This is a genomic window from Vibrio sp. D401a (assembly GCF_030248515.1).
In the GTDB taxonomy this organism is placed as follows: domain Bacteria; phylum Pseudomonadota; class Gammaproteobacteria; order Enterobacterales; family Vibrionaceae; genus Vibrio; species Vibrio rotiferianus.
Genome location: NZ_JAHGAI010000047.1, coordinates 52,106 through 66,667, shown reverse-complemented (window position 1 = coordinate 66,667; position 14,562 = coordinate 52,106). Strand labels below are relative to the sequence as shown.

At 45.6% G+C, this 14,562-nt stretch carries 16 protein-coding genes; 13 read left to right on the top strand and 3 right to left on the bottom strand.

The genetic code is table 11. The features are described 5' to 3' along the window. Positions 1–301 precede the first annotated feature (301 nt). The 11 genes from KIV41_RS20580 (at position 302) to mgtE (ending at position 9,089) form a co-directional block, all read left to right on the top strand. Positions 302–1,267 (top strand): calcium/sodium antiporter, encoded by a 966-nt coding sequence (locus KIV41_RS20580; RefSeq protein WP_010450425.1) that lies wholly within the window; start codon positions 302–304, stop codon positions 1,265–1,267. Between the two features lie 35 nt (positions 1,268–1,302). After that, positions 1,303–2,274 (top strand): arabinose-5-phosphate isomerase KdsD, encoded by a 972-nt coding sequence (gene kdsD, locus KIV41_RS20575; RefSeq protein WP_071236291.1) that lies wholly within the window; start codon positions 1,303–1,305, stop codon positions 2,272–2,274. An 87-nt stretch (positions 2,275–2,361) separates the two neighbouring features. Next, positions 2,362–2,925 carry an LPS export ABC transporter periplasmic protein LptC gene (gene lptC / locus KIV41_RS20570; protein ID WP_252041205.1) on the top strand — a complete coding sequence of 188 codons (564 nt, stop codon included), beginning with the start codon at positions 2,362–2,364 and terminating at the stop codon, positions 2,923–2,925. After that, positions 2,906–3,397: a lipopolysaccharide transport periplasmic protein LptA gene (gene lptA, locus KIV41_RS20565; protein ID WP_010450431.1), complete on the top strand. Its 492-nt coding sequence runs from the start codon at positions 2,906–2,908 to the stop codon at positions 3,395–3,397. Before lptC ends, lptA begins: the two co-directional genes overlap by 20 nt. Position 3,398: 1 nt before the next feature. After that, entirely contained in the window at positions 3,399–4,124 is a 726-nt protein-coding gene (gene lptB / locus KIV41_RS20560) for an LPS export ABC transporter ATP-binding protein (RefSeq protein ID WP_010450433.1), read from the top strand. Between the two features lie 50 nt (positions 4,125–4,174). Next, positions 4,175–5,650, top strand: coding sequence for an RNA polymerase factor sigma-54 (locus KIV41_RS20555; protein ID WP_038884578.1), 1,476 nt, complete (start codon positions 4,175–4,177; stop codon positions 5,648–5,650). A gap of 24 nt (positions 5,651–5,674) precedes the next feature. Further along, positions 5,675–5,962: a ribosome hibernation promoting factor gene (hpf, locus tag KIV41_RS20550; protein ID WP_010450437.1), complete on the top strand. Its 288-nt coding sequence runs from the start codon at positions 5,675–5,677 to the stop codon at positions 5,960–5,962. A gap of 2 nt (positions 5,963–5,964) precedes the next feature. Further along, the gene (gene ptsN, locus KIV41_RS20545; RefSeq protein ID WP_010450439.1) at positions 5,965–6,411 is read left to right on the top strand and encodes a PTS IIA-like nitrogen regulatory protein PtsN; all 447 of its coding nucleotides are present in this window, start codon (positions 5,965–5,967) and stop codon (positions 6,409–6,411) included. Positions 6,412–6,425: 14 nt separating this feature from the next. Beyond that, complete coding sequence (rapZ, locus tag KIV41_RS20540; RefSeq protein ID WP_285337592.1) at positions 6,426–7,289, top strand: RNase adapter RapZ; 864 nt, start codon at positions 6,426–6,428, stop codon at positions 7,287–7,289. 2 nt (positions 7,290–7,291) lie between these two features. Beyond that, a complete protein-coding gene (locus KIV41_RS20535; RefSeq protein WP_005432843.1) occupies positions 7,292–7,567 on the top strand; it encodes an HPr family phosphocarrier protein in 276 nt (91 codons plus the stop codon). A gap of 166 nt (positions 7,568–7,733) precedes the next feature. Continuing rightward, a complete protein-coding gene (gene mgtE / locus KIV41_RS20530; RefSeq protein ID WP_010450444.1) occupies positions 7,734–9,089 on the top strand; it encodes a magnesium transporter in 1,356 nt (451 codons plus the stop codon). 83 nt (positions 9,090–9,172) lie between these two features. Here the strand turns inward: mgtE and pmbA are convergent, their stop codons facing one another. Further along, positions 9,173–10,516, bottom strand: coding sequence for a metalloprotease PmbA (gene pmbA / locus KIV41_RS20525; RefSeq protein WP_010450446.1), 1,344 nt, complete (start codon positions 10,514–10,516; stop codon positions 9,173–9,175). A gap of 110 nt (positions 10,517–10,626) precedes the next feature. On the opposite strand from pmbA, the gene yjgA reads away from it, so the two are divergent. Beyond that, a complete protein-coding gene (gene yjgA, locus KIV41_RS20520) occupies positions 10,627–11,151 on the top strand; it encodes a ribosome biogenesis factor YjgA (RefSeq protein ID WP_010450448.1) in 525 nt (174 codons plus the stop codon). A 65-nt stretch (positions 11,152–11,216) separates the two neighbouring features. Here yjgA and KIV41_RS20515 read toward each other — a convergent pair whose 3' ends face one another. Both KIV41_RS20515 and rluA read right to left on the bottom strand, forming a co-directional pair. Further along, positions 11,217–12,179 carry a D-2-hydroxyacid dehydrogenase gene (locus tag KIV41_RS20515; RefSeq protein ID WP_252041207.1) on the bottom strand — a complete coding sequence of 321 codons (963 nt, stop codon included), beginning with the start codon at positions 12,177–12,179 and terminating at the stop codon, positions 11,217–11,219. Between the two features lie 32 nt (positions 12,180–12,211). Next, positions 12,212–12,964, bottom strand: a complete 753-nt coding sequence (rluA, locus tag KIV41_RS20510) for a bifunctional tRNA pseudouridine(32) synthase/23S rRNA pseudouridine(746) synthase RluA (protein WP_285337591.1) — start codon at positions 12,962–12,964, stop codon at positions 12,212–12,214. A 239-nt stretch (positions 12,965–13,203) separates the two neighbouring features. Here rluA and KIV41_RS20505 point away from each other — a divergent pair, with 239 nt between their 5' ends. Then, a complete protein-coding gene (locus KIV41_RS20505) occupies positions 13,204–14,469 on the top strand; it encodes an NRAMP family divalent metal transporter (RefSeq protein WP_009707642.1) in 1,266 nt (421 codons plus the stop codon). The last annotated feature ends 93 nt before the right edge of the window (positions 14,470–14,562 follow it).

The following is a 14,562-nucleotide window of genomic DNA, read 5'->3' as shown; positions in this document are numbered from 1 at the left end:
CGACTCAAGCTTGTCATCATAAGCAGATCGGCGGTGGATTAAAAGTGAATTAAAAGCACTGTTCAATTAAAGAAAACCATAAAATTTCAAAGAATTCTCAAAAGAGCACACATTTTAAGGTGTAGAGCGGTTTAGAGTTGACCTACACTCGGTTGCATTATCTTCATTCGCGATTGAGCAACAATTAAACACAAATTCGTTACTAACTTTTAATTTATGCATTGTTTATCTTCCATTTTTGGTCGCAAAAGGTCAAAATTAGCGGTTACTCATTTTGCTTATTTATTACCTAGGAATCATCATGCTCGAAGCCGTTGCGTTGCTTATCGTCGGTCTTGTTTTACTTGTTTGGAGTGCAGATAAGTTAGTTTTTGGCTCCGCTGCTCTAGCCCGCAACGTCGGTATTTCACCACTAGTGATCGGCATGACCATTCTAGCAATGGGCTCATCTGCACCAGAAATGATGGTTTCAGCAACCGCAGCATGGGATGGCAAAACCGATACAGCGGTTGGTAACGTACTGGGTTCAAACATCGCTAACATTGCTTTGATCCTAGGTATTACTGCGATTATCAAACCACTTTCTATAAGCTCTGCCGTGATTCGCCGTGAACTGCCTTTGATGATAGCAGTTACTGTGCTTGCCGGTATTTTGCTATGGGATAGCCACTTAGGTTTCTATGAAGGCATCTTGTTATTCATTCTGTTCGCTGGTTTCTTATTTGCCATGCTGCAAATCAGCCGTAAAGAGCAGAAAGCCGGTGACGCGTTTGTTGATGAACAAGAATCTGAAGTTCCAGAAGGCGTAACTAACCCTAAAGCAATTATGTGGGTCGTGATTGGCTTGATACTACTTCCCTTAGCAGCGAGCATGCTGGTAGACAATGCTGTTATCATCGCTAAATACTTTGGTATGAGCGACCTTGTGATCGGTCTAACTATCATTGCCATTGGTACTAGCCTTCCAGAGCTAGCCGCTTCTCTTGCAGGTGTTCTTAAAGGCGAAGACGACATGGCTGTAGGTAACATCATCGGTTCAAACGTATTCAATATTCTTGCGGTAATGGGCCTACCAGGCATTATCAACCCATCGATGCTGAGCGAATATGCAATGGGGCGTGATTTCTGGGTAATGCTAGGCGTGTCTCTGCTACTCGTAGCGATGTGTCTTGGTAAATCTCGAAGCATCAACCGACTAGAAGGTTCCATTCTGTTTGTGTGTTTCTTGGCTTACCAAGTATACCTATTCGCAAACATGGCCGCTTAATAACAAAATAAGTAAACACGAATTGGAGCTCTGATATGCCCACTCAATTTGATTTTCGCGCAGCTGCTAAACAAGTTCTTGATATTGAAGTTTCAGCTCTACAACAGCTAGACCAATACTTTAATGAGCAGTTTGAACAAGCTTGTAAGTTGATTCTTTCCAATAGCGGTAAAGTTGTCGTGATGGGGATGGGCAAATCAGGTCATATTGGCAATAAGATTGCTGCGACACTAGCAAGTACTGGAACCTCTGCATTTTTTGTCCACCCAGGTGAGGCAGCGCATGGTGACCTTGGTATGATCAGCGCGGGTGACATCGTTATCGCGATTTCAAACTCGGGTGAATCTCATGAGATTCTATCTCTATTCCCTGTGTTGAAACGCCTGAACATCAAAATCATCAGCATGACTGGCAAGCCAGAGTCGAACATGGCGAAGCTGTCTGATCTGCATCTGCAAATCACCGTGCCAAAAGAAGCTTGCCCTCTTGGTCTCGCGCCAACCAGTAGTACCACTGCAACTTTGGTTATGGGTGACGCATTGGCGGTAGCTTTACTTCAGGCACGTGGATTTTCCGCAGAAGACTTCGCTTTATCTCATCCCGGCGGTGCGCTGGGAAGAAAACTGTTGTTGAAGCTGTCTGATATTATGCACTTTGGAAACTCACTACCAAAAGTTTCACCGGATGCACTGATTCGTGATGCCTTACTCGAGATTTCAGAAAAAGGCTTGGGGATGACGGCTATCGTCGATGAACACGATGCTATGCTTGGAATATTCACCGATGGTGATTTGCGTCGCACGCTAGATAAACGTATTGATATCCACACGACTGCGATTGGTGACGTAATGACTAGAAATCCAACCACAGCGCACCCAGAAATGCTTGCAGTGGAAGGTTTAAATTTAATGCAAGATAAGAACATCAACGCTTTAGTTTTATGCGAAGACAACAAAATTGTTGGTGCACTGAATATGCATGATTTGTTAAAAGCAGGTGTAATGTGATCAGTACTCACTGTACTGCGCACTGCACCCAATTTAAATAAGGCAATAGTCAGGGAAGTACTGAGCTAAAATAAAGGCCTTTATTATATGAGTTTTACTCGTTTCATATATTTGATGCTGATAGTCTCCATCACGTGGTGTAGCTATTATATCTTTTCATCTGAAAGAAATTCAGATGTCCAGATAGCACCTAACACCGAGTTGCCAATGTTTAGTGGTAACAAGTTAGAAAATACAACATACGGAGATGATGGCATTAGAAGTTATGTCATTGTCGCAAACCATTTAGACTACTTTGCTAAAAGTGGAAGCACTCTTTTTGAGCAGCCTATTTTGTTCGTATACAAAGGTGGTGAAATTGTAGAGTGGAAAGTAACATCTAGAACAGCAGTCTTGGATGATGACCAAGTATTAACTCTGTACGATGATGTTCTAATGCACAATCTATTACCTGGCGCTAGCTTCGACACCATGGCGACAGATAAAATGACAATCAATCTAAATAATCGAGATTTTTACGCCAATCAGAAAGTTATTCTAGTTGGACCACAGTTTGAAAATACTGGAGGCGCAATGCACGGAAACTTAAATAGTCACATTGCAACTCTAACAAATGATGTTCAAGGTCGATATGAAACTGTTACACCTTAGCTTACTAACATTGATTTTAGCAGCCCCAACAGCACTAGCTCTAAAATCAGATACCGAGCAACCTGTTTACATTAACTCTGATACACAACAAGTTGATATGAAAAGTAACAAGGTTGTTTTTCAGGGGGATGTATCCCTGAAGCAAGGGAGTATTAACATAAATGCTGACAAAGTAATTGTTACGAGAGATGCGAATACTCAAGAAATATCCCAAATTGAGGCATACGGAAAACCCGCTACTTTTTCTCAACTAATGGATGATGGAAAGACGCTTAATGGCCAAGCAAACGAACTTGATTACATAATCAAAACAGATCAGCTTGTTATGCGTAAAAATGCTGAACTCGAGCAAGAAGGAAATACTATTCGAGGTTCAACGATTCGCTATCACATCCAACAACAGAAGTTAGTTGCCGATAGCTCAAAGACAGAACGAGTAACAACGGTCTTACAACCTAATCAGGTAAAATAAAATGTCAATTTTACGCGCAAAGAACCTTGCGAAAAGTTACAAAAAGCGCAAGGTTGTGACTGATGTGAGTCTAGAAGTCGAATCTGGCCAAATTGTTGGTCTGCTCGGGCCAAACGGTGCAGGTAAAACCACATCATTTTACATGATTGTAGGCTTGGTGCCTCGTGATGAAGGTATCATCACTATCGACGACCAAGATATTAGTATTCTACCTATGCATAGCCGTTCTCGTATGGGGATCGGCTACTTACCACAAGAAGCATCAATCTTCCGTAAGCTATCTGTTGAAGACAATATCATGGCCGTTCTTGAGACTCGCCAAGAGTTAACACGAGAAGAGCGCCAAGATAAACTGGAAGATTTATTGGAAGAATTCCACATACAGCACATACGAAACAGTGCAGGTATGGCACTATCAGGTGGTGAACGCCGCCGTGTAGAAATTGCTCGTGCATTGGCAGCAAACCCTCAGTTCATTTTGTTGGATGAACCGTTCGCGGGTGTTGACCCAATTTCGGTTAACGACATCAAGAAAATCATCGAACACTTGCGCGATCGCGGTCTTGGTGTATTAATCACTGACCACAACGTACGTGAAACCTTGGACGTGTGTGAAAAAGCCTATATCGTAAGCCAAGGTCACCTCATCGCTTCTGGGACTCCGGACGAAGTTCTCAACAACGAACAAGTGAAACAAGTTTATCTCGGCGAACAATTCCGTCTATGATTACATTAGGAACGGTAAGATTCTGAGCATTACAAGGTAAGTAACACTGAATGAAACCTTCATTACAACTCAAGCTAGGTCAACAGTTAGCCATGACGCCGCAGCTGCAGCAAGCGATTCGTTTGTTGCAATTGTCGACGCTCGATCTTCAACAAGAAATCCAAGAAGCACTGGACTCCAACCCGCTACTGGAAGTTGAAGAAGGCCACGAAGAACCTCAAGCAAACGGTGAAGACAAATCAGCGTCTGAATCTGCTGATAACAGTGCGAACGAAGCCAACGATGCCTCAGAGCCCGACCTTCCAGACAGCTCAGACGTGATTGAAAAATCGGAAATCAGCTCTGAGCTAGAAATTGATACCACTTGGGATGACGTATACAGCGCAAACACGGGCAGCACTGGCCTAGCGCTGGATGACGACATGCCAGTCTACCAAGGTGAGACCACGGAGTCGCTGCACGATTACCTCATGTGGCAGTTAGACTTAACACCTTTCAGTGAAACCGACCGCACCATCGCCCTCGCGATAATCGATGCCATCGACGACTACGGCTACCTAACCCTTTCTCCTGAAGAAATCCACGAAAGCTTCGATAACGAAGAAGTGGAATTAGATGAAGTAGAAGCGGTACGTAAGCGTATCCAACAATTTGACCCACTTGGTGTAGCCTCTCGCAACCTGCAAGAATGCTTGCTACTGCAACTGGCGACCTTCCCTGAAGACACGCCGTGGCTCGCTGAAGCAAAAATGGTGTTAAGCGATCATATCGACCACCTTGGTAATCGCGACTACAAGCTGGTAATCAAAGAAACTAAGCTTAAAGAGGCGGACTTGCGTGAAGTATTGAAGTTGATTCAACAACTTGATCCGCGCCCAGGTAGTCGTATCACACCCGATGACACTGAATACGTCATTCCGGATGTGTCCGTATTTAAAGATCATGGTAAATGGACCGTCTCCATAAACCCTGACAGCATTCCGAAACTAAAAGTAAATCAACAATATGCGCAACTAGGCAAAGGCAACAGTGCGGATAGCCAGTACATTCGCAGCAATTTGCAAGAGGCAAAATGGCTAATCAAGAGCCTAGAAAGCAGAAACGAGACGCTTCTCAAAGTTGCAAGATGTATTGTTGAACATCAACAAGATTTCTTCGAGTATGGTGAAGAAGCCATGAAACCAATGGTACTTAACGATGTAGCATTGGATGTGGACATGCATGAGTCAACGATCTCTCGTGTGACTACACAGAAGTTTATGCATACCCCACGTGGCATTTTTGAATTGAAGTACTTCTTCTCTAGTCATGTTAGTACAGACAATGGTGGAGAATGTTCGTCCACAGCAATTCGCGCTCTCATAAAAAAACTGGTCGCAGCGGAAAATACCGCTAAACCATTGAGTGACAGCAAAATTGCTGCTCTTCTGGCTGACCAAGGGATTCAAGTCGCAAGACGAACGATCGCGAAGTATCGTGAATCCTTGGGTATCGCCCCTTCAAGTCAGCGTAAACGCCTACTTTAAGGCACCAACTGAAAAGGAAAGTCTATGCAAATCAATATTCAAGGCCATCACGTTGATCTTACCGATTCAATGCAAGACTATGTTCAATCTAAGTTTCAGAAGCTCGAAAGGTTCTTCGACCACATCAATCAAGTACAAGTCGTACTAAAAGTTGAAAAACTCAACCAAATAGCGGAAGCTACGCTCCACATAAATCAGGGCGAAATCCATGCGTCATCGAATGACGAAAATATGTATGCAGCAATTGATTCGCTGGTGGATAAATTAGTTCGTCAACTTAACAAGCACAAAGAAAAACTAAACAGTCATTAATCATGCAATTGAGCGAGATACTGTCACTGGACTGCACCAAAAGTGCAGTCCATTGTACAAGTAAGAAACGTGCCCTAGAGATGATCAGTCAGATTGTCGCTGAAAACACGGGCCAAGATTCTACACAACTGTTTGAGTGTATGCTCAGCAGAGAAAAAATGGGGAGTACTGGTATCGGTAATGGTATTGCTATTCCTCACGCAAGAATGCAATCCAGCGACAAAGCTATCGCCGTTTTACTACAATGCGACGAAGCAATTGAGTTTGACGCTATCGACAACCGACCTGTCGACCTTCTTTTTGCTCTTCTTGTTCCCGAAGAACAGTGCAAAGAGCACCTCAAAACACTTTCCTCTATGGCAGAGCGCTTGAGTGATAAGCAAGTACTCAAAATGCTGCGTAAAGCTCAGAGTGACGAAGAACTCTACGACATTATGATTCATCAGTAATCGAGGCAATCACCATGCGATTAATCGTTGTTAGCGGGCACTCTGGTGCCGGGAAGAGTGTTGCCTTACGCGTACTTGAGGATTTAGGTTATTACTGTGTAGACAACCTACCAGTCAACTTACTCGACGCGTTTGTTCAATCAGTCTCTGAGAGCAAACAAAACGTTGCAGTAAGCATCGATATTCGAAATATCCCTAAGAAACTCAAAGAACTAAACACCACGCTAGAAAAGCTAAAGGCTGAGCTGGACGTTACGGTACTGTTCTTAGATGCGAACAAAGAAACGCTACTTAAACGCTACAGCGAAACCCGCCGAATTCATCCCTTATCATTGGGAAGCCAGTCTTTATCACTGGATCAAGCCATTGAGCTTGAGCATGAAATACTGATGCCACTAAAAGCGCATGCTGACTTAGTCCTGAACAGTAGCGGTCAATCTCTGCATGATCTCAGCGAAACCGTACGTATGCGTGTTGAAGGGCGCGAGCGTAAAGACTTGGTGATGGTGTTTGAGTCATTTGGTTTCAAATACGGTTTACCATCAGATGCAGATTACGTGTTTGATGTGCGCTTCTTACCAAACCCACATTGGGAGCCTGCGTTGCGCCCTCTTACTGGTTTGGATGCTCCGATCGGTGCGTTCCTAGAGCAGCATCAGTCGGTACTTGACCTAAAATACCAGATTGAAAGCTTCATTGAGACTTGGCTGCCTCTATTAGAGAAAAACAACCGCAGCTACCTGACCGTTGCGATTGGTTGTACTGGTGGCAAACATCGCTCGGTTTATCTCACTCAAAAAATCGGTGAGTACTTTGCGGATAAAGGAAACCAAGTACAAATTCGCCACACTTCACTGGAAAAGAATGTTAAGGAATAACGGTGGAACTAAGTCGTAAAGTATTGATCCAAAACCGCTTAGGCTTGCACGCCCGTGCAGCGGTTAAACTGGTAGAACTGGCACAGAGCTTCGATGCGGTAATCACCATCGACAACGAAGAAGACAAAACCGCGACCGCAGACAGCGTCATGGGCTTATTGATGCTGGAATCCGCCCAAGGACAATACGTGACCATCCACGCCACTGGCGATCAATCCGAGCAAGCTCTTGATGCGGTTTGCCATTTGATTGAAGATAAGTTTGACGAAGGCGAGTGATTCACTCGCTTTTTTATTATCTCTAGCCAGATATCCCACATAACTTTCACCTCCTGCTTAAATTCCGATAAATAATTTTGTCGACTTTCATAAGTTGTTATTAAAAGGTGCCTAGAATTAAGTTATTATTCAAAGCATTGTAAATATCAGGAATTGGGAGGAATGAATGGCAGAGCAAATAGAATTCGACCAAGCTCACCAAGCCCTCCAAGAAGTCACAGAAGCACTGGAAAACGGTCGCTTTGTCCATGTTCGTCGCCAACTGCAGGACATGGAACCTGAGGATATCGCACACCTTTTAGAAGCCTCGCCGCGTAAGAGTCGTGAGGTTCTTTGGCAGCTCACCGATCCAGAAGATTACGGTGAGATTCTTGACGAGCTGAACGAAGATGTTAAAGACAGTCTTGTGTCCAAAATGGCTCCTGAAGCGCTTGCAGAAGCGACAGAAGGCATGGACACCGATGACGTGGCTTACGTACTGCGTAGCTTGCCTGACGACGTCTCACGTGAAGTTCTCTCTCAAATGGACTCTGCCGATCGTCTGCGCGTGGAAACCGCCCTATCCTACCCTGAGGATACCGCGGGTGGACTGATGAACACCGACGTAATCACCATTCGTGGTGACGTTGATGTGGATGTTGTCCTGCGTTATCTGCGTATGAAAGGCGAACTGCCTGAAGCAACTGACGCGCTGTACGTTATTGATGATGAGAGCAAACTGATTGGTGAACTACCGATCACGACGCTGATCACCACACAACCTGATGTCAAAGTCAGTGAGGTGATGGAAGATGCGGATGATGCGATTACTGTTGATACTAGTGACTCTGACGTAGCAAGCCTGTTTGAGCGTCGTAACTGGGTATCTGCTCCGGTTGTGGATGAAAATCAGCACCTCGTTGGTCGTATCACCATCGATGACGTGGTTGACGTTATCCGTGAAGATGCCGAACACTCAATGATGAGTATGGCGGGTATGGATGACGACGAAGATACCTTCGCGCCTGTGGTAAAGTCTGCTCGTAAACGTAGTATTTGGCTTGGTGCCAACGTACTTGCTGCACTGGCCGCTGCTTCTGTCTCCAACATGTTTGAAGCGACTCTAGACCAAATGGCTGCGATTGCCGTCCTGATGACGATCGTACCTTCAATGGGTGGTGTAGCAGGCAACCAAACCGTTGCGCTTGTGATCCGTGGCTTAGCACTCGGTCATATCGGTGACTCGAACAAACGCGAACTGTTGATGAAAGAAGCGGCTATCGGCTTGCTGAACGGCATCATGTGGGCGCTGATCATCGGTGGTATTGTAGTAGCTTGGAAAGGTAACTGGATGCTTGGCGGGATTATCTCGGCAGCCATGCTGACCAACCTGCTTGTGGCAGGTGTTGCGGGTGTAACTATCCCAATACTACTGAAGAAGATGAATATCGACCCAGCACTGGCTGGTGGTATGGCGCTGACGACAGTGACCGACGTGATTGGTCTTTCAGTTTTCCTCGGTCTCGCGACCTTGATGATTTAGCCTCAGTAATGACCAGTAGGTAACAAACAATAAAAAAGCCTGATGAACACATCAGGCTTTTTCGTATCTAGCGGTTAGTGAGCTTACTCACCGGCAACCTTCATGGTATCCAACAAGATAGAACCTGTTTGGATTTGTGAGCGTGTTTCTACATCACTACCCACAGCCACAATCTGATTGAACATGTCTTTCAAGTTACCCGCGATAGTAATTTCAGACACTGGGTATTGGATTTCACCGTTTTCTACCCAGAAACCTGCAGCACCACGAGAGTAATCGCCAGTCACAACGTTCACGCCTTGACCCATGGTCTCTGTTACCAGTAGACCGGTGCCCAACTCTTTCAACATTTGCTCGAAGTTTTGACCTGTCGACTTCACGTACCAGTTGTGGATTCCGCCAGCGTGACCCGTTGGGTCCATCTTCATCTTGCGAGCGGCATAGCTGGTTAGCAAGTAAGTTGCTAAAACACCATCGGTGATGATTTCACGATCTTGCGTGTATACACCTTCACTATCAAATGGGCTGGAAGCCAATCCACGTAGTACGTGTGGACGCTCAGAAATGTTGAACCACTCAGGTAATACTTGCTTACCAAGATGATCCAATAGGAAAGAAGACTTACGGTATAGGTTACCACCACTGATTGCCATCACTAGGTGACCAATCAAGCCTGTCGCTACATCTGCAGCAAACATCACCGGGTATTTGCCTGTCTTAAGCTTTTGCGCATCAAGGCGGCTGATGGTTTTCTCTGCAGCGTTGCGACCAACAGTTTCTGGTGTCCAAAGATCATCACGATGACGCGCAACGGTGTAGCTGTAATCACGTTCCATCTCACCGTTTTGACCCACACCAATTACACAACAGCTGGTGCTATGACGGCTGGATGCATAGCTGGCTAACAAGCCGTGGCTATTACCATACACTTTTACGCCATAGTGGCTATCGTAGCTTGCACCATCGCTTTGCTTAATCGCATCGCTGTAGTTCAACGCTTCTTTTTCAGCGGCAATCGCGACTTGCGCTGCGTAGTCTGGATCGGGCGCATCTGGGTGGAAAAGGTCTAAGTCTGGTACCTCTTTCACCATGTATTCTTTTGGAGCAGGACCTGCGAATGGGTCTTCTGATGTGTATTGAGCAATGTCTAGTGCTGCTAAGACCGTTTGTTCGATAGCAGCTTCACTCAAGTCAGATGTGGAAGCACTGCCTTTGCGTTGACCACGGTAGACGGTGATACCCAGTGCGCCATCGCTATTGAATTCAACGTTTTCCACGTCACCCATGCGAGTGGAAACACTCAAACCTGTGCTCTTGGTGATTGCGACTTCAGCGGCATCAGACTTCGCCGCAGCGATTTCTAGTGCACGTGAAACGGCTTGTTCTAGCTCGGTACGTTGCTCAGCAACCTGCTGTTTAATATCCATTGTCTTTCACATCATGTATTCGATGTACAATAGAATAACAAGAATTTCGCTTTCTCCCCACGATTCTTGTTAAAATAGTCATAATATTAATCAAAACACAGGCAACTGAAATGGCACGTAAGAATCAAAAAGCGCCATGGGAACCAGAAGAAGAGATCATCTGGGTAAGTAAATCCGAGATGAAGCGAGACATGGAAGAGCTGCAAAAGCTAGGTGAAGAGCTTGTAGGCCTAAAGCCAGCTGTTCTAGATAAGTTTCCATTGAGCGAAGACCTACGAGAAGCGGTCGCTGATGCACAACGCTTTAAAAACGAAGCGCGTCGTCGTCAGCTACAACGTATTGGTAAGCTAATGCGTTACGAAGATCCAGAACCAATCCAAGCGGCGCTGGATAAAATCCGCAACAAGCACTCACAAGCGACAGCCGCTCTGCACAAGCTAGAAGCACTGCGTGATCGCGTTGTGGAAGAAGGCGATAAAGCGATTGATGACGTAATGGAACTGTACCCAGAAGCGGATCGTCAACGTCTACGTCAACTTGCTCGCCAAGCAGCGAAAGAGAAGAAAGCCGGTAAACCAGCAAAATCTTACCGTGAAATCTTCCAAATTCTTAAAGCGTTTGAAGAAGAAATGTAATTCAACGCTTAAGAACGTAAAAAGCAGACCTTTGTGTCTGCTTTTTTCATGCCGATTTTCTGCTATTACGCCAAGCGATTGAGACTTTCACCGCGCTCAAAGGCGTTAATATTTTCAATCAGAATCTCAGCCAAACGCTGAATCGATGAGTCACTACCCCAGGCAATGTGTGGCGTCAGCAATAGGTTCGGCAAGTGCATATTGGCAATCAGCGGATTATTCTCATTGGCGGGCTCTTGGGTAAAGACATCAACCCCAGCACCAGCAATCTCACCTTGCTTTAAGCCGTCCACCAAAGCTTGCTCATCCACCAAGCCACCACGTCCAGTATTAATCAAAATTGACGTAGGCTTCATCTGCTTAAGCTCCGCCGCGCCAATCAAGTTTTGCGTCTCATCATTCAAAGGGCAATGCAATGTGATGGCGTCCGCTTGCTCAAGAACATCAGCAAAAGAAACATAGCCTTCTCGGCACTCTGTTGCGCCTTTACGCTCGGCAAACAACACATTCATACCCAATGCTTTTGCCAATCGTGCCGTTGCCTGACCTAATGCGCCGCTGCCAACCACACCTAAGGTGCTACCTGCAACGTCTCCAATCGGATGCGTAAAGAAACAGAACTGCTTGTTGCGTTGCCACTCGCCTGCCGCAATATCTTGATGATAACCAAACAAGTTACGACGCAAGGCAAACAGCATTGCGATAACGTGCTCTGGTACAGACCGAGTCGCATAGCCACGCACGTTCGCGACCGCAACATTGCGCTCAGCGCAATAGTTGATATCGACGTTGTTGAACCCCGTGGCCGCCACAGCAATCATCTTGAGATTAGGAAGCTGAGATAGAACGGTTTGGTCGAGCACCACTTTGTTACTGATAACGATATCCGCATCAGTGAGACGCTCAATCACTTGCTCTGGAGAAGTCAGATCGTATTCCACCCAATCATGGGCAAAGCTTGGACGAGGTATTTGAATTTGAGTGGGGATGGTCGCGCGGTCGAGGAAGACCACTTTAGGCAGTGACATAACAACTCCTTGTTCACTGCCTAAAGATGAATTTATGGGCGAGGCAGTGTTTTGTAATCTGGTAATTTACGCGCTGGGTCGAAATAGTCAAAGATCATCGCTTCCGCTTCCGGGTAGAAATCACAAGGAACAAAAATGCTGCGCAGCCAATGGCATTTCGGATGGTAAAAGCTCAACTCAGCGGCATGCAGTTCTAGGCGTTCAGAGAAGGCTTTCGCTTCTTCGGTTGCGTAAAACTCATCGCCCACAATCGGGTGACCTAATGCCTGCATATGAACTCGCAATTGGTGTGATCGACCAGTGATCGGCAACAAACGTACAATCGTCGTCTTTGAACCATCAGGATGTTCTTCTCGCTTCGCTACTTGGAACAGCGTCTTAGAAGGTTTGCCATCTTCAAAACACACTTTCTGCAACGGACGATTAGGCCAATCACAAATCAGCGGCAGGTCAATCTCACCCTCTTCTTGCTCTATATGACCCCAAACGCGCGCGTAGTAAATCTTATGCGTCAATCGGTATTGAAACTGCTTTTTTAACGCACTTTCTGCACGTTTGTTTTTAGCGAGCACCATCAAGCCAGAAGTGCACATATCTAAACGATGCACAACTTGAATGTCAGGGTATTGCTCGGTTAAGCGACTCCACATGCTGTCATGATGCTCAGCAAGACGCCCCGGCACAGAAAGCAAACCAGATGGCTTGTTTACCGCCAAAATTTGCTCATCTTCAAAAACGACATCAATCCAAGGGTCGGTTGGTGGATTGTACTCAAGCATTGCCATGGGCAGGATCTCTACAGAATAAAAACGCGCTGATTATACCCAAGAGATGCAAAGATGCATGCAGAAAAATCGCTTAAATCCTGCCTCTTTTTACCATCGATATAACTTTTAGAAATAACAAAAATAGCCAAGTCAATAACGAAGAGAAAAATTAAAAAAATCACTTCGTAAATATAAATTGACAAGCTGAGCGGTAATGTTATTTATAAGCATAGTTGACACAAAAAGGACAATAATAAATGGAATCCGCAGTATCCGATCAACCCCAATCCAAAGTCTCGCAATTCTTCCGCTCCCTTGGCCCTGGTATTCTTATGGCCTCTGCCGCCGTCGGTGGCTCTCACCTTGTTGCATCCACCAAAGCTGGGGCGATCTACGGCTGGCAACTCGCGGCGCTCATCCTGCTGGTAAACCTTTTTAAATACCCATTCTTCCGAGCAGGCGTGCAATACACCATGGGCACAGGTAAAACTCTGGTTGAAGGCTATGCAAAGCTTGGTCGCCCATACTTGTGGTTGTTCTTGTTTCTTAGTGCTGTTTCAGCGGTAATCAATACAGCAGCCCTGTTGATGTTCAGTGCTAGCTTGTTGGGCTACTTCATTCCATTTTCATTGTCGATGGCATCGCTCAGCATCATCGTATTGGTCACGTGCTTGGTGATCCTATTTGCTGGTCATTACAAAGCGCTAGATACACTCTCTAAAGCCATCATGACCGTATTGACCATTGCGACTTTGCTGGCGGTGGCGATTGCATTTGGTAACCCTGTAGAGCCTGTTGCGAACTTTGAATCCCCTTCTCCGTGGTCAATTGCAGCAATCGGCTTTATCGTTGTGACCATGGGCTGGATGCCTGCTCCAATCGAGATCTCTTGTTTGACGTCTGCGTGGTTAAAACGCCAAACTAGCCAACAAGAAGTTACGGCAAAATCTGCCCTGTTTGATTTCAATGTCGGCTACATTGGCACAGCGGTACTGGCTTTGGTGTTTGTATCGCTAGGCGCGTTGATGTTGCACGGCTCAGGCATCGAGCTTAAGAGCTCCGGCGTAGGCTTCTCCCACCAGCTTGTTGGATTGTACGCTTCGACCATTGGTGAGTGGTCACGTTACTTAATTGCAGTGATTGCGTTCTTCTGTATCTTCGGTAGTACGATTACGGTGATTGATGGTTATTCACGTGTCATTTCAGACTCTCAGCGCCTACTGCGTTCACAGCCAGAAACCGATCCAAAAGCGACGTCTGCGATCATGCTGATCGTATCGCTACTAGCTTTAGGTATTGTTGTGTTCTGGGCTTCGGCACTGCTGCCAATGTTGGACTTTGCCATGGTGCTGGCATTTATGACGACACCGTTTTTCGCGCTATTGAACTACATTCTAGTGAGTAAAACGGACTTACCTAAGCCATTGGCATTGGGTCGTAAATTGAAGTGGTTGTCGATTGCTGGTTTGATTTACTTATTCGGCTTCTTAGCACTGTTTATTTGGTGGAAGTGGTTGATGTAATTAGCTGCGAGCGACTAACTTAGCTCGTGGGATAAACAAAGCTCAGATAAAGAAAAAGGTCTTCAATTGAAGACCTTTTTTCGTTTGTATGAA

What these genes read in the sequence shown, in the direction of transcription:
- KIV41_RS20515 (WP_252041207.1), bottom strand. Translation starts at nt 12,179, where the DNA reads ATGTCACTGCCTAAAGTGGTCTTCCTCGACCGCGCGACCATCCCCACT.
- lptC (WP_252041205.1), top strand. Translation starts at nt 2,362, where the DNA reads ATGAGTTTTACTCGTTTCATATATTTGATGCTGATAGTCTCCATCACG.
- rluA (WP_285337591.1), bottom strand. Translation starts at nt 12,964, where the DNA reads ATGGCAATGCTTGAGTACAATCCACCAACCGACCCTTGGATTGATGTC.
- KIV41_RS20505 (WP_009707642.1), top strand. Translation starts at nt 13,204, where the DNA reads ATGGAATCCGCAGTATCCGATCAACCCCAATCCAAAGTCTCGCAATTC.
- pmbA (WP_010450446.1), bottom strand. Translation starts at nt 10,516, where the DNA reads ATGGATATTAAACAGCAGGTTGCTGAGCAACGTACCGAGCTAGAACAA.
- rapZ (WP_285337592.1), top strand. Translation starts at nt 6,426, where the DNA reads ATGCGATTAATCGTTGTTAGCGGGCACTCTGGTGCCGGGAAGAGTGTT.
- ptsN (WP_010450439.1), top strand. Translation starts at nt 5,965, where the DNA reads ATGCAATTGAGCGAGATACTGTCACTGGACTGCACCAAAAGTGCAGTC.
- kdsD (WP_071236291.1), top strand. Translation starts at nt 1,303, where the DNA reads ATGCCCACTCAATTTGATTTTCGCGCAGCTGCTAAACAAGTTCTTGAT.
- KIV41_RS20555 (WP_038884578.1), top strand. Translation starts at nt 4,175, where the DNA reads ATGAAACCTTCATTACAACTCAAGCTAGGTCAACAGTTAGCCATGACG.
- lptB (WP_010450433.1), top strand. Translation starts at nt 3,399, where the DNA reads ATGTCAATTTTACGCGCAAAGAACCTTGCGAAAAGTTACAAAAAGCGC.
- yjgA (WP_010450448.1), top strand. Translation starts at nt 10,627, where the DNA reads ATGGCACGTAAGAATCAAAAAGCGCCATGGGAACCAGAAGAAGAGATC.
- hpf (WP_010450437.1), top strand. Translation starts at nt 5,675, where the DNA reads ATGCAAATCAATATTCAAGGCCATCACGTTGATCTTACCGATTCAATG.
- lptA (WP_010450431.1), top strand. Translation starts at nt 2,906, where the DNA reads ATGAAACTGTTACACCTTAGCTTACTAACATTGATTTTAGCAGCCCCA.
- mgtE (WP_010450444.1), top strand. Translation starts at nt 7,734, where the DNA reads ATGGCAGAGCAAATAGAATTCGACCAAGCTCACCAAGCCCTCCAAGAA.
- KIV41_RS20580 (WP_010450425.1), top strand. Translation starts at nt 302, where the DNA reads ATGCTCGAAGCCGTTGCGTTGCTTATCGTCGGTCTTGTTTTACTTGTT.